19 protein-coding genes are annotated in these 18,751 nt (G+C 70.7%); 4 read left to right on the forward strand and 15 right to left on the reverse strand.

All coding sequences use genetic code 11. The annotated features are described in order from the left end of the window. The 6 genes from ACTIFV_RS00705 to ACTIFV_RS00730 form a co-directional block, all read right to left on the reverse strand. Complete coding sequence (locus tag ACTIFV_RS00705) at positions 1 to 996, reverse strand: glycosyltransferase family 2 protein (RefSeq protein WP_439590883.1); 996 nt, start codon at positions 994 to 996, stop codon at positions 1 to 3. A gap of 112 nt (positions 997 to 1,108) precedes the next feature. After that, positions 1,109 to 2,107: an NAD(P)-dependent alcohol dehydrogenase gene (locus ACTIFV_RS00710; RefSeq protein ID WP_439590884.1), complete on the reverse strand. Its 999-nt coding sequence runs from the start codon at positions 2,105 to 2,107 to the stop codon at positions 1,109 to 1,111. Continuing rightward, complete coding sequence (locus ACTIFV_RS00715) at positions 2,104 to 2,325, reverse strand: helix-turn-helix transcriptional regulator (RefSeq protein WP_439590885.1); 222 nt, start codon at positions 2,323 to 2,325, stop codon at positions 2,104 to 2,106. Before ACTIFV_RS00715 ends, ACTIFV_RS00710 begins: the two co-directional genes overlap by 4 nt. Further along, entirely contained in the window at positions 2,325 to 2,759 is a 435-nt protein-coding gene (locus tag ACTIFV_RS00720) for a hypothetical protein (protein ID WP_439590886.1), read from the reverse strand. The genes ACTIFV_RS00715 and ACTIFV_RS00720 overlap by 1 nt, the downstream gene beginning before the upstream one ends. Before the next feature lie 108 nt (positions 2,760 to 2,867). Further along, positions 2,868 to 3,737: a GTP-binding protein LepA gene (locus tag ACTIFV_RS00725; RefSeq protein WP_439590887.1), complete on the reverse strand. Its 870-nt coding sequence runs from the start codon at positions 3,735 to 3,737 to the stop codon at positions 2,868 to 2,870. Positions 3,738 to 3,741: 4 nt separating this feature from the next. Beyond that, entirely contained in the window at positions 3,742 to 3,945 is a 204-nt protein-coding gene (locus ACTIFV_RS00730; RefSeq protein ID WP_439590888.1) for a hypothetical protein, read from the reverse strand. A 99-nt stretch (positions 3,946 to 4,044) separates the two neighbouring features. Here ACTIFV_RS00730 and ACTIFV_RS00735 point away from each other — a divergent pair, with 99 nt between their 5' ends. After that, entirely contained in the window at positions 4,045 to 4,803 is a 759-nt protein-coding gene (locus tag ACTIFV_RS00735) for a hypothetical protein (RefSeq protein WP_439590889.1), read from the forward strand. A gap of 130 nt (positions 4,804 to 4,933) precedes the next feature. Here ACTIFV_RS00735 and ACTIFV_RS00740 read toward each other — a convergent pair whose 3' ends face one another. After that, positions 4,934 to 8,599: a proline dehydrogenase family protein gene (locus ACTIFV_RS00740; protein ID WP_439591375.1), complete on the reverse strand. Its 3,666-nt coding sequence runs from the start codon at positions 8,597 to 8,599 to the stop codon at positions 4,934 to 4,936. Between the two features lie 118 nt (positions 8,600 to 8,717). Between ACTIFV_RS00740 and ACTIFV_RS00745 the strand changes: the two genes are divergently transcribed. Continuing rightward, entirely contained in the window at positions 8,718 to 9,590 is an 873-nt protein-coding gene (locus tag ACTIFV_RS00745; protein ID WP_439590890.1) for a LysR family transcriptional regulator, read from the forward strand. Here ACTIFV_RS00745 and ACTIFV_RS00750 read toward each other — a convergent pair whose 3' ends face one another. Beyond that, a complete protein-coding gene (locus ACTIFV_RS00750; protein ID WP_439590891.1) occupies positions 9,591 to 10,151 on the reverse strand; it encodes an acyl-CoA thioesterase in 561 nt (186 codons plus the stop codon). 140 nt (positions 10,152 to 10,291) lie between these two features. Here ACTIFV_RS00750 and ACTIFV_RS00755 point away from each other — a divergent pair, with 140 nt between their 5' ends. After that, entirely contained in the window at positions 10,292 to 10,798 is a 507-nt protein-coding gene (locus ACTIFV_RS00755; RefSeq protein ID WP_439590892.1) for a GNAT family N-acetyltransferase, read from the forward strand. Then, positions 10,799 to 11,557, forward strand: a complete 759-nt coding sequence (locus tag ACTIFV_RS00760) for a coenzyme F420-0:L-glutamate ligase (protein ID WP_439590893.1) — start codon at positions 10,799 to 10,801, stop codon at positions 11,555 to 11,557. An 11-nt stretch (positions 11,558 to 11,568) separates the two neighbouring features. On the opposite strand, the gene ACTIFV_RS00765 is transcribed toward ACTIFV_RS00760, so the two are convergent. The 7 genes from ACTIFV_RS00765 to ACTIFV_RS00795 all read right to left on the reverse strand — a co-directional run bounded on the left by ACTIFV_RS00765 (position 11,569) and on the right by ACTIFV_RS00795 (position 18,645). Further along, the gene (locus ACTIFV_RS00765; RefSeq protein WP_439590894.1) at positions 11,569 to 12,417 is read right to left on the reverse strand and encodes a hypothetical protein; all 849 of its coding nucleotides are present in this window, start codon (positions 12,415 to 12,417) and stop codon (positions 11,569 to 11,571) included. Then, positions 12,414 to 13,091: a response regulator gene (locus ACTIFV_RS00770; protein ID WP_439590895.1), complete on the reverse strand. Its 678-nt coding sequence runs from the start codon at positions 13,089 to 13,091 to the stop codon at positions 12,414 to 12,416. Before ACTIFV_RS00770 ends, ACTIFV_RS00765 begins: the two co-directional genes overlap by 4 nt. Next, on the reverse strand, positions 13,079 to 14,344 hold the full coding sequence (locus tag ACTIFV_RS00775; RefSeq protein ID WP_439590896.1) for a histidine kinase: 1,266 nt from the start codon (positions 14,342 to 14,344) through the stop codon (positions 13,079 to 13,081). The genes ACTIFV_RS00770 and ACTIFV_RS00775 overlap by 13 nt, the downstream gene beginning before the upstream one ends. A gap of 64 nt (positions 14,345 to 14,408) precedes the next feature. Beyond that, entirely contained in the window at positions 14,409 to 15,215 is an 807-nt protein-coding gene (locus tag ACTIFV_RS00780; protein ID WP_439590897.1) for an MBL fold metallo-hydrolase, read from the reverse strand. A gap of 3 nt (positions 15,216 to 15,218) precedes the next feature. After that, complete coding sequence (locus ACTIFV_RS00785; RefSeq protein WP_439590898.1) at positions 15,219 to 16,907, reverse strand: cytochrome b/b6 domain-containing protein; 1,689 nt, start codon at positions 16,905 to 16,907, stop codon at positions 15,219 to 15,221. Between the two features lie 6 nt (positions 16,908 to 16,913). After that, entirely contained in the window at positions 16,914 to 17,858 is a 945-nt protein-coding gene (locus ACTIFV_RS00790) for an electron transfer flavoprotein subunit alpha/FixB family protein (RefSeq protein WP_439590899.1), read from the reverse strand. Positions 17,859 to 17,868: 10 nt separating this feature from the next. Then, positions 17,869 to 18,645, reverse strand: a complete 777-nt coding sequence (locus tag ACTIFV_RS00795; RefSeq protein ID WP_439590900.1) for an electron transfer flavoprotein subunit beta/FixA family protein — start codon at positions 18,643 to 18,645, stop codon at positions 17,869 to 17,871. Positions 18,646 to 18,751: the final 106 nt, after the last annotated feature.

Below are 18,751 nucleotides of genomic sequence, written 5' to 3' on the forward strand. Positions count from 1 at the left end.
TCAGTCCTCGGTATCGTCGGATCCACCCGCAGGTGCCGTTGCAGAAGCGCTCGCGGCGGGGCGGGAGTACTCATGGTAGGTGACACCTATCGAGGCGACGGCCATCCCCGCGCCGCGATACACGGCGCGGAGCCCCCGCGCCGAGTGGTACCGGGACCGGGTAACCGCGCCGATCAGTGCTTGCACGCCGCCCGCGACGACGCGCGCGCAGCCGCCGACCGCCGCTGAGATCCGCACCCGCGCCCGCTGCGCGCGCGATGCACCGAGGATGAGATCGACGACGACCGAGGTGTTGCCATGACTCCAGGCGCGTCGCAGCACCCAGGCTCGCGTCATACGGGAGGCCGGCACGTGATCCTCCGCCACGGATTCGTCGCACCAGACGATCCGCCCACCTCGGGCGACGAGGGTTCGGGTGAGGAGAGTGTCCTCGCCGCCGCCGAGGCCCAGGCGGCCATCGAACTCCACGCCGAGACTCCGCAGCTGAGCGACGTCGAGGAGCAGATTGCCTGCAGCTGCGGCGCTCACCTCGGTGCCAGTCGGCATCGATCGGCGCACGAAGAATCGTCCGGCCTCGATCCAAGGGGGGACCGGCTCGGAGAAGACGGGCACCACACGGCCGGCCACGGCTGCGCTTTCGTGGCGCAGCCATGTCTCGACGAGCGTCGCCAGCCACCCCGGGCGCGGTCGTTCATCGTCGTCGATGAAGATCAGGAGATCCGATGCGTCAGCCTCCCGAAGCGCCCGACCTCGGGCTGCGGCGATCCCCGGCGCCGGTTCGACGACGTAGTCAACGTCCGGCGCACCGAGCGAGGTCACCACGGATCGCGCACTCGCCGCGGGATCGTTGTCGACGACCAGCACGCGGCCGGCCGACACCGCTCCCCCTGCCGCAGCCAGGCCACGCACCTGGTCGATGATGGGCGTCAGCCCTTCCACGAGCTGATCGGCGCGGTGGAAGGTGAGTACGGCGACAGTGAGGTGGAGAGGGCGCATGTGCGAACGAATCCTCCCTGTGCGCGACACACCATGACATCGCCGTCGCGGTTGAGCCGCGGCGGGCATCCCAGACGCTAGCACTTCCGCGCGCGCCCGAGCCGCACGTAGGTCAGGATCCCGCGGCGGTGACGACGACCTTGCCGACCGTCCGGCCGGACTCGACGTGCGCGAGCGCGGCGCCGGCCTCGGCGAGGGCGAAGGTGCGCTCGATCGCCGGGGTGAGGCGGCCGGCGGCCGCTAGTTCGACCAGTTCCGCCGTCACGGAGGTCTTGGTCACGGCGGTGACGGAGCGGAATCGACGACCCGGCCGGGCGACGAACAGCGACCTGATGATCCGCGGGATCGGCCCGAGGAGGCGGCCGCCGTCGCCGCCGGCGAGTGCGACGGTCCCCCCGTCGGCGAGGAGCGCGCGCAGCGTGTCGAGCGGGGGTTCGCCCGCGATGTCGACGACGGCATCGAAGTGTCCGGCGGGCAGCGACGAGAGCGCCAGAGTGCGGTAGTCGAAGGTGCGGGATGCCCCGAGTTCGCGCAGGAGGGCCTCCGCGCGCGCTCCGCACGTGGCCCACACCTCGGCGCCGCGATCGGCGGCGAGCTGCACCGTGAGCGTGCCGACGCCCCCGCCCGCACCGATCACGAGGACGCGCGAGCCCGACCCCACCCCGCAGGCGTCGAGCACCGTCACCGCGGTGTTGCCGGCGATCGGCAGGCAGGCCGCCAGCTCGGGGGCGAGTCCGTCGGGCACGGGCGACACGCGAGAGGCCTTGACGGCGACGTACTCGGCGAGCGTCTCGCCGGCCGCCCCCACGACCCGGTCGCCGGGAGCGAGGGCATCCACTCCGTCGCCCACGGCGACGACGCGTCCCACGAGGTCCATGCCGCGCCCCCGCACCCTCGGCCGACGGAGTCCGAAGAAGAGACGGACGAGTCGCGGCTCGCCCCGCATGAGATGGATGTCGCCCGAGTTGATCGACGCGGCCTCGAAGCGCACGAGCACCTCCCCCTTCTTCGGTCGTGGGACGGGGATCGTCTCGGCGACGACCGTGTCGGCGCCGCCGTAGGCGTGCTGGCGCCAGGCGATCATGGTGTCGGCGATGGTCGGAATGGTCATGCGTGCTCCTCGGGGTAGTGGAAGACGTCGTCGAGGCCCACCCCGAAGACGCGGGAGATCTGGAACGCGAGCTCGAGCGTCGGGGAGTACTTGCCCTGCTCGATCGCGATGAGGGTCTGGCGTGTGACGCCGATGCGACCGGCGAGATCCGCCTGCGTCATGCCCGCTGATTCGCGCACCGCGCGGATGGTGTTGGTGACGCGGGTGGGCTTCACCATCAGACGAGCCCCCGGCGGTACGCGATGACGCTCGCGATGCCGCTGATGAACGCCGACAGCGCGAAGCCGAAGAACATCGTGTTGGCGATCCAGAACCAGTCGACCTCGAACGCGCACAGCACGATGACGCCGACGGCGGCGATCACAGTGAAGGCCTGACCCACGCGACTGCCCATGCGGGCGATGTCGCGGTCGCGTTCGTCGGACTTTCCGACGCCACCGGGGTCGCGCATGCCGGCGAGGACTCCCCACACGATGCTGACGACGATGGTCGCCACGATGCTCGCGACGATGGTCCACAGCATGATCGGCCACCACTCGACGTCGGTGAGGGGACCCCCCGCCGCCTGCTGCAGCACGACGACGACGTAGATCGGGATGGCGATCACCAGAACGATGAGACCCGCCCAGGTGTTGCGCTCCTCGTAGACCATGGCATCCTCCGTGTCTAGAATTCTTTACACGTGAAGAGTACGACGGCTCCGGCATCCATGTCAATAATTCTTTACAGAGGCGGATGCCGGGGCGGGCGACGGGCAGCGTCAGGCGGCGTCGAACCCGCGTTCCCGGTAGAGATCGATGGACTCGCGGAGCGCCCACAGGACGTACGGCGGGAACTCCATGCCCCGGTGATCGGCCCACAGCAGCTGCGCCTCGATGCGGCCGACCTCACGCGCGTACTTCTCGAGATCGGTCGCGAACCCGAGCGCCGTGACGACGCCGCCCATCTGCGCGCGGTAGCGGTCCTGGCCGTTCGTGCCGACGAGGTTGTACGTCTTCTCGCGCAGGACGCGGGCGAGGTAGCGCTGCCACGGCCGCAGCTCGCCGGCCTGGATCATCGCCGTCGCCGACATCCGGTAGAACGCGAAGTGGCCCGGCTCCTGCTGTTTGATCGGCGTGATGATGGTCTCGGCGATCGCCGTCTCGCCGAGCTCTCGCATCCCGTCGTTGATGACGTTGTAGGCGAGCACCGCCTGGCGTTCCGTGCTCGCACCCGTGAGGTAGTACAGCAGGCGAGCGATGTCCTGGATGGATGACAGGTGCGCGAGCGCACCCATGACCTTCATCTTCATCGACACCTCGAGTTCGGGCGTCGTCGCCGGGCGGCCGAGATCCTGCTGCAGGCGATCGAGGATCAGTCCGTGCTGGATCTCCTGCGGCTGCCACACGTCGGCGTAGAAGAGTCGGTCGACCTCCTGCACGTCCGGCAGCAGCACGAGGAGCTCCAGAACGTTGCGATCGACCTCGAGCTCGACACGGGCGAGGTAGTCCACGACGTGGCCGTATCTGTCGGCCACCGCCCGCGGGTCGTGCACCTGTCGGTCCACCGAATCGAGTGAGATCGGCGGATACAGCTCGCCGAGCCGCTGCACGTGCTCGAGGATCCGCTGCTGCGTGATCTGCTCCGCCACGCCATCACATCCCGGTGATGCGCGTCCAGGCGGCCTTGCCCTCTGCACGTCGACTGGCCTCGTACGGCGTCGACTCGACACCCGGATCACCCGCACGCAGAAGGTCGTCACGCTGGTCGGTGTATCTGCGGTACCAGTGGACGAACGCCCACGCGCAGAAGCCGATCGCCACGAGGGCGGCCATCGCGATCACGAAGAGGAAGTCCATGGCGCCAGACTACGACGCGCGCTAGCACAACGCGCCGATTCGTGTCGATATCGCGGGCAAGGTTTGGCGTTTCAGGCGGCCACCTGGGATTCTGGGTCCATGGGGAGGCGTACAGCCGAGGAGACGCGCAAGCTCATCCTCGACGCGGGGTTGAAGCTGCTGCTCGAGCGCGGAGCTTCTGCCGGGGTCCAGCACATCCGCCTGCAGGAGGTGCTGCGCAGCGTCGGGCTGACCACGGGCGCGGCGTACCGCATCTGGGCGGATCAGGACGACTTCCATCGCGACCTGTCGATCGAGATGGTGAGCCTGCGATTCGCGCCGCCGTCGACCAGCGCCGAGAGGGCCGCCCGGAGCGTGCTCGAGGACGATGGATCGATGGATGACGTCCTCCGCGCGACGACCCAGGATCACGTGGAGTACGCGTCGCGGTTCCACCGCGAACCGGAGTCGCGCGACTCGCACGCGTTCATCACGGCGCTCGCTCTGCGGACCGCGGCCGGCAGCTGGCCCGAACTCCGCGAAGCGAGTGCCGAGCGGCATGCGGAGTCGATCGCGGACTTCACCGCCTTCTACACCGAGATCATGCCGCGCGTCGGTCTGCGGATGCGGGACCCCTTCACCGTCCAGGACTTCGCCGAGGCCATGGCGGCGCTGGGCGAGGGCTTCGCCGTCCGCGCGGCCGAGGGCCTCGATCACCCGATGTACGAGATCGAGGAGGGTGCACCGCTGCCCGCCGGATCGTGGACGCTCTTCGGCATCGCCGCGCGCGGACTCGTCGAAGTCTTCATGGTCCGCGACGAACCGGATGCCGGAAACACCGCAGCGGCCGCGGGTCGCCAGGACGACCCGGGCCGCTGACCCCAGTGTTGTTGCGGGTGACCTCAGCCGGCACTCCCCCCAGGATGGCCGGGTCGATCACTCCCCTCGTACATGTTCGCCGATTCGTAACCGCGGAGCCAGAAAGATAAGTTGTTTATCTAACTCGGCCTCAGATGACCTTCTCCGTCCAAGGGTCGGGGTTGCCGAAACGGTGCGCGGTGATCGCGATGGCCTGCTCGTGAAGGAACGGCAGCAGCTCCAGCCGGCCGGCCGTCGTCACCTCGTTGTCGTACACGGCGATGTCGGGGTCGCCGGCGGTCGCCTCGGCGAGCGCGCGGTGCGCGAGGGCTGTGGATGCCGGTGACCCGACGAATCGGACCCGCGACGGCCGCTCGCCCGCGGCGCGCGCGAGCCACTCGTCATCGGACTCGACGAACACCGCGACGCCGACGTCCGACAGCGCGCGCCGGATCGGCGCGGGAAGGCCCGTGACCGCGCTGATCGCGAACGGGGCACCGGCCCGGACGCCGGCGAGCGCGACCCGCAGGATCGCGTGGGGCGCGGCATCCATCGTCGCCCTCACCGTCACTCCCGGCATCGGCCGATAGCGGAACAGGTTGCGCTCCACGCCCAGGCGCGAGACGTCCTTGACCTGGCCGAATTCGCGGTCCCACGCGATCGCGTCCGAGAGAGCGCCGCGTCGCAGCCACTCGAACTCCTCGTAGCCGAGCGAGGGCTGCGCCGCCTCGATGATCGTCGTGAGACGCGAGTCGAGGCCGCGCAGGTGAAGGGTCGACGACGCCTGTCCGCCGGCGGACGCGCGCCACGACCCGAGGCCGATGAGGTAGTTCGGTCCGCCCGCCTTGGTGCCGGCGCCGACCGAGGAGCGCTTCCAGCCGCCGAACGGCTGGCGCTGGACGATCGCGCCCGTCGTGCCGCGATTGACGTAGAGGTTGCCCGCCTGCACCGTGTCGAGCCACTGGTCGAGGTCGTCGGGATCCTGCGTGTACAGCCCCGCCGTGAGGCCGTACGCGACGGCGTTCTGCAGCTCGATCGCCTCGGTGAGCGAGCTCGCGTGCATGACCCCGAGCACGGGCCCGAAGAACTCCTCGAGGTGGAAGCGGGAGCCCGGCTGCACCCCGGTGCGGATGCCGGGACGCCAGAAGCGGCCGGCGTACTCCGGGCCGTGGTCGACCGGCGCGGGCTCGACGAGCCACTGCTCGCCCTCGTCGAGGGTCGTGAGCGCCCACGCGAGTTTGCCGTGCGGCTTCTCGATGACGGGAGGCACTTCGCTCAGCGCATCGGTGGGCGGACCCACGCGGAGCGAGGTCGTCGCGTCGACGAGCTGCCGCGCGAAGCGCTGGGAGCGGCCCACGGATCCGACGAGGATCGCGAGGGAGGCCGCCGAGCACTTCTGCCCCGCGTGGCCGAAGGCGCTCTTGATGAGGTCGGATGCCGCGAGGTCGAGGTCTGCGGACGGCATGACGATCATGGCGTTCTTGCCGCTGGTCTCGGCCAGGAGCGGCAAATCGGGCCGCCACGAGCGGAAGAGCGCCGCGGTCTCCCATGCGCCGGTCAGGATGACGCGGTCGACGTCGGGATGCGAGATCAGCTGCGTGCCGAGCTCGCGCTCGTCGAGCGTCACGAGAGCGAGCAGGTCGCGCGGGATTCCGGCCTCCCAGAGCGCCTCGGCGATGACGGCGGCGCAGCGACGAGCCTGATGCGCCGGCTTGAACAGAACGCCGGAGCCCGCGGCGAGGGCCGCGAGCACGCCGCCGGCCGGGATCGCGAGAGGGAAGTTCCAGGGCGGCGTGACGACCGTGAGCTTCGCCGGCTCGAAGACGGCACCGCTCACGCTGTCGAGCTCGCGGGCGGTCGCGGCGTAGTAGCTCGCGAAGTCGACCGCTTCGCTGACCTCGACGTCCGCCTCGGCGAAGATCTTGCCCGTCTCGGACGCGGCGACTTCGATGAGCTCGCCGCGCCTCGCTTCGAGCGTCCGCGCCGCCGTCTGCAGCACGACGGCGCGCTCGGCCGCCGGGGTCGCGCCCCAGACGGCTGCCGCCGCGCGGACCCGGGCGACGATGTCGTCGAGCACGGCAGGATCCGAGACGTGGGATGCCGCGACCGTCGCGTCGCCGGCGGTCGAGCCGTCGACGCGCGCGAGGATGTCGCGAGCCCACGCACGATTGGCCGGCAGCGCCGGATCGGAGTCGGCCGCATTGCGGAACCCCGGCGCCCCCTGCGCTCCGGTGCGCGACTCGCGCGACGAGAAGACGGCCGTGTCGACGAAGGCCTCTCCGCCGAACAGCTGCGCATCGACGGGCCCTGCCACGGGCACGGTCTCGCCGGGATCGGTCGACGCGGAACGCGCGATGCCGAGGACAGCCTCCGTCAGGCCCGCGTCCTCCGACGCCGCGGGCCGCGTGAGCCGGGCGACGGGAGCCACGTCGGCCGTGCGATCCTGCGCGCGGTTCGGTCCCGTCGGGAGTGAAGGATCGGCCGCACGCTCGAGCGACGCGAGGAACCGATCGCGTTCCCGCTCGAACATCGAGGGGTCGTCGGCGAGTTCGAAGGCCGCGGAGAGGAAGTTGTCGCTCGACGCGTTCTCCTCGAGCCTGCGCACGAGGTAGCTGATCGCGACGTCGAATTCGTCCGGACGCACGACCGGCACGTAGAGGAGGACGTGCCCGACCTCGCGCGTGACGGCTTCGACCTGACCCTGCGCCATCCCGAGCAGCATCTCGAACTCGACGCCGTCGCGCACTCCGCGCTGCCCCGCGAGGAGCCACGCGTAGGCGATGTCGAAGAGGTTGTGCCCGGCGACGCCGACGCGCACCGCCGCCGTGCGCGACGGCTCGAGGGCGAAATCGAGGCAGCGCACGTAGTTCGCATCGGAGTCGAGCTTCGTCCCGTAGGTCGCGAGCGACCAGTCGTGCATCGCGGCATCCACCCGCTCCATCGCGAGGTTGGCGCCCTTCACGAGGCGCACCTTGATGCGCGCCCCACCGCCTGCGATGCGCTCCTGCGCCCAAGCGGTGAGACCTTCGAGCGCCGGCAGGGCGTCGGGCAGGTACGCCTGCAGCACGATCCCCGCCTCGAGACCGTGCAATCGCGGATCGCCGAGGATGCGCGTGAAGACGGCGATCGTCAGGTCGAGGTCGCGGTACTCCTCCATGTCGAGGTTGATGAAGGTACCGTCCTGCTGCGCGCTCAGGTACAGCGGGAGGAGCCGCTCGACGACCTTGTCGACGACCTCATCGAACGCCCACATCGAGATGTGGCTCGCGATCGCAGACACCTTCACCGAGACGTAGTCGACGTCGGGGCGTCGGATGAGATCGTGGATGCCCTCGAGCCGGTGCAGCGCCTCCGTCTCGCCGAGGACGGCCTCGCCCAGCAGATTGAGATTGAGTCGCGCACCGCTTTCGCGGATCTTCGCGATCGCGGGGCCGAGCTTGTGGGGGCGGGCGTCCACCACGAGGTGCCCGACCATCTCGCGCAGCACGCGCCGGGCGATCGGCACGACAGGCGTGGGCAGCATGGGCGCGACGGCGCCGCCCACGGCGACCGCCGAGCGCAGGTACCAGGGGAGGAATCCGGGCACGAGCGGCGCGACGCGCTGGAGATGGGATGCCGCGGCCGCGAGGCTCTCGGGGCGCATGACCCCGTCGACGAAGCCGATCGTGAACGGCAGCCCGTTGGGGTCCTTCAGCACGCCGGCCAGTCGCTCCGCGGCGGGATCCACATCGGCTCCGGCGGCTTCCGTCGTCCAGCGCTGGGCGAGCGCGATCGCCTCGTCGGCGAGCGAGGTGGTGGGGGCGGGATGCGGCGACATCGCGGTCCTTCGGTTCGGGGTGGTTCCAGCATCCACCGCGTCCATCATCCCGTCCGCAACCGATCGCGAAAAGCGATCATCTGCGATGATTACTCATCGACATCTTCGAAGGGTCTTCATGTTCGAGCTGAGGCGGCTGCGGCTCCTGCACGAGCTCGCCCTCCGCGGAACCCTGGCGGCCGTCGCCGAGGCCCTCGCCTACAGTCCGTCGACGATCTCGCAGCAGCTCGCGCAGCTGGAGAAGGATGCCGGAGTGCCGCTGCTCGTGGCGGACGGCCGCCGCGTCCGGCTGACCGAGCACGGCGAGGTGCTCGCGGAGCACGCGGCGCGAGCGCTCGAGCTCGAGGAGGGGATCCGTGGCGAGCTCGAGTCCCTGCAGCCGGGAATCGCCCCCGTGCGCATCGCCGCGATGCAGACCGCCGTCCATGCGATCCTGCCCGCCGCGCTTGCGGCGCTCGATCCGGCACTGCGCATCGAGGTCGCCGAGCTCCCTCCCGAAGAAGGGCTCTTCGAGCTGTCGGCGCGCAGGTTCGACCTCGTGATCGCCGAGCAGTATCCCGGCCACACGCGGGCCCACCAGGCGGGACTCGAGCGCGTGCTCCTCGGCAGCGATGCGATCAGGCTCGCTCTGCCGGCATCCGATCCCGCCGATGCCCTCCCCGCACTCGCAGGCCGCGCGTGGGTCCTGGAGCCTCAGGGCACCGCGGCCCGGCAGTGGGCCGTGCAGCAGTGCCGCGCCGCGGGCTTCGAGCCCGACGTGCGGTTCGAGCTCGCCGACCTGACCGCCCACGTCGGGCTCATCCGCTCCGGCGTCGCCGTGGGCATGCTGCCCGACCTCGTCTGGGCGGGTTCGCCCCCGCCGGTCCGTCTCGTCGATCTGCCCGGCGCGCATGCGCGCGAGGTGTTCGCCGCGTTGCGCTCGTCGTCGGCGACACGGCCCGGCATCCGCGCGGTGCTCGCCGCGCTGCGGAGTGCGTTCCCGGCCCGATGATCAGCGCCAGATGCTCGGCGCGGGCTTCTTGGTCGACGGAAGAGCGGATGCCTCGGCCCACTCGCGCACCCACGGCTCGAGCTCGGGCAGGTCATCCGGGCGGTGCAGCGCCTCGAACAGCTCCTCGAGGGGCACGATCCCGCCGCTGCGGCGGAGGAAACGCGCGCGCACGATCATCTCGGCGTAGATCTCGCCGTCCACGACGGCGCGGTGGATCAGGTAGGACGACTTGTCGTCGTGACCCATGAGACGCGACTCGACCGTGAAGGACTGCCACAGCTCGAGGGACTTGCGGAAGGTGATGGTCTCGCTCGCGACGACGGCGTACCACTTCCGCTCGGCGAGCAGATCCCACAGACCCGTGCGGATCAGCAGATCGAACCGGCCCAGGTCGAACAGCGAGCCGTAGCGACCGTTGTTCATGTGCCCGAGCAGATCGATGTCGGTCGGGAGCGTGCGCACCGTGACGCGGCCGATCGCCGTCGGGGCGAGGGGGCCGTTGCGGCGCAGCTGCGCCTTCGCGCGCCAGATCGTCAGGAGGGTGCGCCAGATCACGTTCACGAGGTGCGATGGTAGCCACACGCGCCCGATCGGACGAAAGGGATGTCGGATTCCTACAGCAGGCTCGGCGAGTTTCTGTCCGCCGATTCGGCGAATCGGTTCGATTTCGCGTCGTCGCGAGGCGCGCGTAGAGTCTGGCCATGGCTGCCGAACTCCAGACCGACATCGTCGTCCGTCCGGTCCGCGACGTGGATGCGGAAGCACTCGGTCGCGTCCACGCGACGTGCTGGCACGAGACGTACGACCACCTGATCAGCAAGGCCGCTCTCGAGGCCGTCTCGCCCAAGCGCCTCGCCGAGCTGTGGACCCACTGGGCGGTCCAGGGCCCCGACTTCAAGATGTTCGCCGCCCTCGTCGACGGCGAGATCGTGGGTTTCGCGGGCTCGGGTCCGGCTCGCGACAAGGACGCCCCGCGGTTCCGCGAGCTCTACTTCATCTACCTGCTCGACGCGTTCCACGGCACGGGTATCGGCCAGCGTCTGTTCGACGCCGTCGTGCCCGACGACGAGGAGTCCTACCTCTGGGTCGCCGAGGACAACCCCCGCGCACACCGCTTCTACGTGCGCAACGGGTTCGCCCTGGACGGCGCGGCGCACACGGAGCCCTTCCTCGGCGAGACGCTCACCGAGGTGCGGTTCGTCCGCTGAATGCTCTCCGTCTGGGCCCTCGAGGGCATTCCCGAGATCGTTCCCGGCGATGACCTCGTCGCACTGATCGCCTCTGCTGCGCGCGGCGATCTTCAGGACGGCGACATCGTCGTGGTCACGTCGAAGATCGTCTCGAAGGCCGAGGGGCGCATCGTCGCCGCGGACGACCGCGAAGACGCGATCACCGCCGAGACCGTGCGCGTCGTGGCGACCCGCGAGACCCCGAACGGCGGCCGGACGCGCATCGTGCAGAACCGGCTCGGGATGGTGTCCGCTGCGGCGGGGGTCGACGCATCCAACACCCCCGAGGGAACCGTCCTGCTGCTGCCGGTGGACCCGGATGCCTCGGCCCGCGCGATCGCGACGGGCCTGCGCACGCTCCTCGACGTCGAGGTCGGCGTGCTCGTGACCGACACCCTCGGCCGCGCGTGGCGCGAGGGTCAGACCGACTCGGCGATCGGGTCCGCGGGCGTGCATGTCTTCGAGGATCTGCGCGGACAGACGGATGCCGAGGGCCGCCCGCTCGTCGTCACGATGCCCTGCGTCGCCGACGAGCTCGCGTCCGCCGCTGATCTGGTCAAGGGCAAAGCGGCGAAGCTGCCGGTCGCCGTCGTGCGCGGCCGCGCCGACCTCGTCGGATCGCTCGATCTCCCGGGCGCCCGATCGATCGTCCGCCCCCTCGAGCGCGACATGTTCCGCCTCGGCGCGGACGAGGCCTACGCCGAGGGCTTGGCGGCGGGCCGCGCTCCCTCGGCGTAGCTCGGACGGGGTCAGCCCGCGCGGAGCGTGGCCGAACCCGCGGACACCTGCACGCGGATCGTGCTGCGGGCGTTCGAGGTCGAGTCGATCCGGTTGTCGAAGTCCCCGGCCGAGACGTCGGACACCACGTTGTAGCGCCCCTCGGGCACGGTGAGGTCGAGGTCGCCGGCACTCACCTCGGCCTCGATCGAGCGGGGCTGCGCGCCCGTGAGGACGGCATCCATCGACCCCGCGCTCAGCCCGATCGACACCGCGTCGACGTCGGCGAGGTCGAGGTCGACGCTCCCCGCGCTGATCTGGGCGTCGAGCTCGCGCGCCGAACCCTGGATGTCGGCGCTCCCGGCCCCCAGCTCGAGATCGAGGGCACCGAATGCGCCGTCGACGCGCAGGTCTCCGGCCGACAGACCGAAGTCGGCGTCCGCTCCTTCCAGCGCGCGGGGCAGGCGCAGCACGGCGTCGCCCGTGCCGCCCCAGAGCCAGCCGCCGGCGAAGAAGCCGTCGGGGGAAGCGACGGTCAGATCATCGCCCTCGCGTTCGAGCGTCCAGCGGGCGAGGCCCCACGAGCTCGTGACGTCGAGTTCCGCCTCGGGGACGTCGGCGAACTCGATCCGCAGCGATCCCGCCGAGACATCGACGTCGAGGTCGGTGACGCCATCCACGGCGAGGCTCGACGACGTCGTGCGCGCCGAGGCGGCCGCGACGGTCGCGAACACGGCCGACGCGATCGCACCGAGGATGACGACGGCGCCGACCGCGATCATCACGATCGTGATCACGCGCCCGGCACCGGACGACGGCGGCTTCCCCTGCGCGGCGGGCGGTCCGGGAACGACGGGCGGGGGGTTCAGCGTGGTGGTCATCGGTTCGTTCCTGCCTGGGGGCCGCTGCCCCCGTGTTCGAGGTGGGCGAGGGCGGCGAGCACCCGCCGATTGCCCGATTCGTCGGGCTCGAGTCCGAGCTTCTGGAAGATGCTCGTGATGTGCTTCTCGACGCTTCCCTCCGTGACGTGCAGGGTCTGCGCGATGGACTGATTGGAGCGCCCCTCGGCGAGCAAGGCGAGGACGGCGGACTCACGGTCGGTGAGGCGCAGCATCCGGTCGTCCCGCGTCCGTCTGCTCAGCAGCTGCGCGACGACCTCGGGGTCGAGCACCGTCGCGCCGGCGCCGATGCGCTCGATCGTGTCGAGGAAGTCGGCGACGTCGGCGACGCGGTCCTTCAAGAGGTAGCCGAGTGCGCCTCCGTCGCCGGTCACGAGATCGGCGGCGTACCGCTCCTCGACGTACTGCGACAGAACGAGCACTGCGAGCTTCGGCAGCCGCGTCCGGAGCGAGAGCGCCGCGCGGATGCCCTCGTCGGTCCACGTCGGCGGAAGACGCACGTCGAGGATGCACAGCTCGGGGGCGGTCTCGTCGACCGTCTCGTCCAGGCCCGCAGCATCCGGAACCGCCGCGACGACGTCGTGGCCCGCGTCTTCGAGCACGCGGACGAGACCTTCGCGCAGCAGGGCCGAGTCCTCGCAGATCAGAATGCGCACGGCAGGCTCACCTCCACCGACGTCGGTCCGCCCACGGGGCTGTCGATGCGGGCATCGCCGCCCGCCGCGATGATGCGGTTCACGATGCCGTCGAGTCCGCCGCCGGCGAGGATGCGGGCGCCGCCGACGCCGTCGTCTTCGACCCGTGCCCACAGCACGCCGGTGTCGCGACGCCGCACGACGACGCGCACTTCGGACGCATGAGCGTGCTTCGCGGCGTTCGTGAGGGCTTCGGCGATCGCGAAGTACGCGGCCGCCTCGGTGTCACGGCTGCAGCGTCCGTCGATGCGCACATCCAGGTGCACCGGCACGACCGAGCGGCCGGCGAGCGCCGAGAGCGCGGCATCGAGTCCGCGGTCGTCGAGGACGGAGGTGTGGATGCCGCGGGCCAGCTGACGCAGCTCGGTGATCGCCGCCTTGGTCGAGGTGTGCGCCTCGGCGATGAGCGCCTTCGCGGCCTCGGGATCGCTCTCGAGCTTCTGCTGCGCGAGCCCGAGCGTCATGCCCACCGAGACGAGACGCGGCTGGACGCCGTCGTGCAGATCGCGCTCGATGCGCGTGCGCTCCACGTCCGCCGCGCGCACGGCTCCGGCGCGCTGCACGCTGGAGGTGCGGGCGGCTTCGGCGAGCTGCGCCTCGCGCGAGGGGACCATCACCGCGCGGGCGAGCACGCCGTGCAGGATGCCGCATCCCACGATCGCGGCGATGGCGAGCACGGCGGCGATCAGGCCGACGGGGACGGCCCAGAGGACCGGGACGTCGATGCCGGTGCGTACGAGCGGGACGGCCTGACCATCCGCGTAGAGGGGCGCGAAGGTCAGCACCACGCCGGACGCGAAGATGCCGACGAGGCCGACCACGATCCAGCCGAGCACGGTCGCGATCGTGAAGTTGGCGACGCCGCGCCAGCTGCCCGGGTCGATGAGCTGCAGCCACAGGCTGCGGAGGAATCCGCCGAAGCCCGGTCGACCGCTGGTCCGCAGCCGTCGGGCAGGGAGGCCGAAGCCGTAGAGTCCGTCGATGCGCGCCGTCTCGAACCAGGCGACGCCGTAGAGCATGTAGACGAGCCCGAGCAGGAACACGATGCCGATGAGGAAGACGACGAGCAGGCCCACGCCGAGGCCGAGGAACGTGCCGAGGATCGTGAGCACGACCGGGCCGACGACGCCGAGCGCGGCGAGGTGGGCGATGGCGGCGGCGACTCTTCGCGGTGCCGTCACCGATGGGGCCGGACTGACGATCTGGGTGGTCATACGCCCACGGTAGGCCGAGCCGGTGCGCGAGCGCTCCCGTGGTGGCCGGAGACTCGTCTTCGGGTTATCCCCCGGTGTGATCCGCCAGGTACTCGAGCTGCGCGAGGGTGGATGCTTCGGCGGCGAACCGCACCTCGGTCGGCACGTCGTCGTACACGGCATCGACGACGGCGGTCACCGTGCCCGGATCGGTCGTCGGCGGCAGGCCGAGAGCCGAGAGCACCGCGGTGATGGAGGTCAGCCGTTCGCGGCGGTGCGAGGCGTAGCGGCGGCAGACATCCGCGAGATCGGCGAGCATCGGGCCGTGTGCGGGAACGACCGCGATCGCGCCGAAGGCCGCGAGGTGGTCGAGCGACCGGAAGTAGTCGGCGAGTGAGCCGTCGGGCCGGGCGATGATCGTGGTCCCCCGGCCGAGGATCGTGTCGCCCGTGATCATCGACCCCGGGTGCTCCGTGATCGACGACGCGTCCTCCGGCAGGAAGAACGAGACCGAATCGGCCGTATGGCCCGGCGTGGCGACGACCTCGATGCGGGTGCCGGCGGCCAGGAGCAGCTCACCGTCGTGGAGCGGCTCGCCACCGCGGCAGAGCAGGGGATCCACCGCGCGCACGGGTGCGCCCGTCACGGCGGAAAGACGTTCCGCGGACTCCGTGTGATCGATGTGGTGGTGCGTCAGGAGGATCAGCTCGACAGGGCCGAGACCGAGCAGCGTGTCGATGTGCCCGTCGTCCGGCCCCGGGTCGACCACGACCGATGTCTCGCTCTCCGCAGAGCGGATGACGAGGGAATTGGTGCCGTCGAGCGTCATCGGCCCCGGATTCGGCGCGAGGACGCGCGTCACGATACGCGTCCACTCCTGCGCCTCGACCATCGATCAGCGTCCGCTCACGTTGCCGAACAGCCTGGCGATGGGGGCGAGGACGAGGGGTCTCGCGGCGATCCAGGCGGCGATGATCACGACGAGGGAGGCGACGAAGAACCAGAAGCCGGTCCAGTTGTCGGCGTACGCGTTCGGATCGACCGAGCCCTGCGCCGCGTACATGTGGTTCAGGTTGCGCAGAGCGCCGGTCGCGAAGACGAGGAAGACATGGACGGCGATGAACGCGACGAAGTACAGCATCGTCGGGAAGTGAACGGCCCGCGCCCACTCGATGGGGTAGGCCTTGCTGAGCCCCTTCGCGTTCTTGGGCCACAGGCCCGACATCCGGAATCCTGTGATCGCCGCGACGGGAGCTGCGATGAAGATCGTCACGAAGTAGGCGATCTGCTGGATCGCGTTGTAGTTGACCCAGCCGTTCTCGGTGGGCCAGTCCAGCGAGATGTACTGCAGGATCGCCGAGACTGCGTTGGGGAAGACCTCCCAGGAGGTCGGGATGACCCGCATCCACTGTCCGGTGACGAACAGCAGGACGATGAAGATCACACCATTGACGAGCCACAGGATGTCGAGGCTCTGGTGGAACCAGAGGTTCAGGCTGATCTTGCCCTTGGGCTTGTTGCGCGGCGTCCAGAACGCGGTCGGACGCTTCTCGGTGCGCACCTGCAGACCCGACCGGATGATCAGCACCATCAGGAAGGCGTTGAAGAAGTGCTGCCACCCCAGCCATGCGGGGAAGCCGACGGGCGCCCCTTCGGGCAGGTGGTACTCGCCGGGGTAGGCGGTCAGGAAGTCGACACCCCACGCCGTGGACAGCAGCCACCGCACCGCGAGGACGGCCATCCCCGCGGCGAACAGCAGGCCGCCGCCGCCGACGATGACCGCGCCCGCCCACTGGAGCTTGGTGAACGGCCCGTACCGCTGCGGCTCGGGAGTCTCGAGCTTCACACCCGCGCGCTGCTCCGCCTCGAACCGCCGGGCGGCCGCGCCCTGCCACACGGTGCGTGTGAACGGCAGCGGCGTCGAGACGTCGATGGATGCCGCGGGCACCGCGACCTCGGTCGGACGCTCGGGGTGGACGGTGTCGGCACCGTGCGGCGAGACCGCCTCGACGACGACCTCCTCCGCGATCGCTGCGGATGGCGCGAACCCGGCGGGCGGCCACGGCTCGCCGCCGGCGACGCGCGGGAGTCCGCGGCGCAGAGCGGAGCCGGCCGAAGGAGCCGCCTCGGCAGGAGCAGTCGAGGCCGGAGCTGTCGAGGCCGGAGCGGCCGCGGCGGCGGCGCTCGCAGGGGCGGGCGCCGGAGGGACGACGGCGGCGGCTTCGACAGGCTCGGCTGTCGAAGCCGGGGCGACGGCGGCCGCGGCGGGAGCGACACTGGATGCCGCGGGCCACGGCTCACCGCCGGCGATGCGCGGGAGGCCGCGGCGTACGGCGCGGGTCGATGTCGCGGCGACCGGGGCCGGTGCGGCGTTCGCCGGAGCGGCCGGCGCGCCGGCCGGAGTCGGGTCGACGGCGGGGGCAGGGGCGGATGCGACCGCGACCGTCTCTGCCGCCGACGCGGCCGGCTCAGCGGCGGGTCGGTCGTCCGACGCGTCGATCGGGGCGTCGCCCGCGGGCGGCCAGGGCTCGCCGCCGGGGCGCCGCGGAAGCCCACGACGCAGAGTCTGCCCGTACGACGCCATCCCGGGTTACGCCTTCTTCGCCTCGAGCGCCGCGATGAGCTGCGGCACGACGGTGAACAGGTCGCCCACGACGCCGAAGTCGGCGATCTCGAAGATCGGGGCATCGGCGTCCTTGTTGATCGCGACGATCGTCTTGGCCGTCTGCATGCCTGCCTTGTGCTGGATCGCCCCCGAGATGCCGAGAGCGACATACAGCTGCGGCGACACCGAGACGCCGGTCTGGCCGACCTGGTAGGTCTGCGGCACGTATCCTGCATCGACGGCGGCGCGCGAGGCGCCGACCGCAGCGCCGAGCGCATCGGCGAGATCGTTGACGAGGGAGAACTTCTCTTCGGAGCCGAGCCCACGACCGCCCGAGACCACCTTGCCTGCGCCGCGCAGCTCGGGCCTGGTCGACGAGACGACGGCCTCTTCGGTCGCGCCGAAGGAGGCCTTCTTGCGACCGGATGCCTCGACCTCGATCGCCTGCACCTGGGGCGAGGCGACGGCCTCGGCCCGGGCATCCACTGCTCCGAGTCGGAGGGTGATCACGGGGGCGCCGAACGTCGCCGTGGACTGCACGTTGTAGGCCCCGCCGTAGACGGAGTGCTGAGCGACGACCCCCTCGTCGTCACGCACGACGCCGACCGCGTCGACCGCGAGCGCCGACCGCGTCCGCGCGGCGTAGCGGGCGGCCGTCTCGCGCCCCTCGATGGAGTGCGCGGCGAGGATGGCATCGGGCTGCACGACGGCGGCCGCCGCGGCGAGCGCGTCGACGTGGTCGCCGGGCGCGGTCACGACGTACGCGGCGCCGAGCGCACCGGCCTCGGCCGCAGCGGCCTCGTCAGCGACCACGGCGACCGGTGTCCCGACGTGGGACGCGGCACCCAGCAGGCCCGCTGCCGACTTGGCGAGCTCGCCCGAAGGCATCACATCGAGGAAGACGAGGATCGAATCCGCAGGAAAAGTCATGCCACCCACCTCACGCGAGCCGGTTCTGGATGAGGAACTCCGCGAGCTTCTCGCCCGCGTCGCCCTCGTCGACGATCTTGACCCCGGCGGCGCGCGGGGGCTTCTCGCTGAGCGCGATCATGATCGAGCGGGACGCCGCGGCATCCTCCGCATCGACGTCGAGGTCTGCCAGCGACAGCGTCTCGAACGGCTTCTTCTTCGCCGCCATGATGCCCTTGAAGTTCGGGAAGCGCGCGTCGGGCATCGCCTCGGTGATCGAGATGATCGCGGGGTACTCCGCCGTCACCTCGACGGTGCCGGCATCCGTCGCCCGCACGCCCGTGACCGACGACTCGCCGATCTCGACCGACGTGAGGTACAGCGCGGCGGGGATGTCGAGGAGCTCGGCGATCCACGCCGAGAGCACACCGCCCGAGCCATCGGTGGACTGGTTGCCCGTGATCACCAGGTCGAAACCGGTCTTGCGCAGGGCCGCGGCGAGCACCTCGGCCGTGAGCCCCAGATCGGCGCCCCGCAGCGCCTCGTCGACGATCTGCACGGCGGAGCCGGCGCCCATCGCGAGGCCCTTGCGCACGGTCGCGGCCGCCGACTCCGGAGCCATCGACAGCACGACCACCTCGGCGTCGGGGTGGCCGTCGGCATACGACAGGGCCACCTCGAGCGAACGCTCGCCGATCTCGTCCAGCACCGTCTCGGACGCCGCACGATCGGCCAGCCCCGTCTCGAGATTCAGCTTGCGGTCCCCGTAGGTATCGGGGACTTCCTTCACCAGGACCACGATCTTCATGCGTAGCGCTCCTTTGCCTCTTCGATTCTATTGTTCCGTGCGAGCAGCCCTGCGCGCGTTCGTTGCGCACTGCGAACCAGTAGCGTGGAAGGCGGCGAAGGGAGGA

Origin of the sequence: Microbacterium sp., from assembly GCF_051860965.1 — a bacterium.
Classification (GTDB): Bacteria; Actinomycetota; Actinomycetes; order Actinomycetales; family Microbacteriaceae; genus Microbacterium.

Excerpts from the sequence above, each read along its gene's own strand:
- ACTIFV_RS00705 (WP_439590883.1), bottom strand. The coding sequence starts at position 996 with ATGCGCCCTCTCCACCTCACTGTCGCCGTACTCACCTTCCACCGCGCC.
- ACTIFV_RS00710 (WP_439590884.1), bottom strand. The coding sequence starts at position 2,107 with ATGACCATTCCGACCATCGCCGACACCATGATCGCCTGGCGCCAGCAC.
- ACTIFV_RS00715 (WP_439590885.1), bottom strand. The coding sequence starts at position 2,325 with ATGGTGAAGCCCACCCGCGTCACCAACACCATCCGCGCGGTGCGCGAA.
- ACTIFV_RS00720 (WP_439590886.1), bottom strand. The coding sequence starts at position 2,759 with ATGGTCTACGAGGAGCGCAACACCTGGGCGGGTCTCATCGTTCTGGTG.
- ACTIFV_RS00730 (WP_439590888.1), bottom strand. The coding sequence starts at position 3,945 with ATGGACTTCCTCTTCGTGATCGCGATGGCCGCCCTCGTGGCGATCGGC.
- ACTIFV_RS00735 (WP_439590889.1), top strand. The coding sequence starts at position 4,045 with ATGGGGAGGCGTACAGCCGAGGAGACGCGCAAGCTCATCCTCGACGCG.
- ACTIFV_RS00740 (WP_439591375.1), bottom strand. The coding sequence starts at position 8,599 with ATGTCGCCGCATCCCGCCCCCACCACCTCGCTCGCCGACGAGGCGATC.
- ACTIFV_RS00745 (WP_439590890.1), top strand. The coding sequence starts at position 8,718 with ATGTTCGAGCTGAGGCGGCTGCGGCTCCTGCACGAGCTCGCCCTCCGC.
- ACTIFV_RS00755 (WP_439590892.1), top strand. The coding sequence starts at position 10,292 with ATGGCTGCCGAACTCCAGACCGACATCGTCGTCCGTCCGGTCCGCGAC.
- ACTIFV_RS00760 (WP_439590893.1), top strand. The coding sequence starts at position 10,799 with ATGCTCTCCGTCTGGGCCCTCGAGGGCATTCCCGAGATCGTTCCCGGC.
- ACTIFV_RS00765 (WP_439590894.1), bottom strand. The coding sequence starts at position 12,417 with ATGACCACCACGCTGAACCCCCCGCCCGTCGTTCCCGGACCGCCCGCC.
- ACTIFV_RS00775 (WP_439590896.1), bottom strand. The coding sequence starts at position 14,344 with ATGACCACCCAGATCGTCAGTCCGGCCCCATCGGTGACGGCACCGCGA.
- ACTIFV_RS00780 (WP_439590897.1), bottom strand. The coding sequence starts at position 15,215 with ATGGTCGAGGCGCAGGAGTGGACGCGTATCGTGACGCGCGTCCTCGCG.
- ACTIFV_RS00785 (WP_439590898.1), bottom strand. The coding sequence starts at position 16,907 with ATGGCGTCGTACGGGCAGACTCTGCGTCGTGGGCTTCCGCGGCGCCCC.
- ACTIFV_RS00790 (WP_439590899.1), bottom strand. The coding sequence starts at position 17,858 with ATGACTTTTCCTGCGGATTCGATCCTCGTCTTCCTCGATGTGATGCCT.
- ACTIFV_RS00795 (WP_439590900.1), bottom strand. The coding sequence starts at position 18,645 with ATGAAGATCGTGGTCCTGGTGAAGGAAGTCCCCGATACCTACGGGGAC.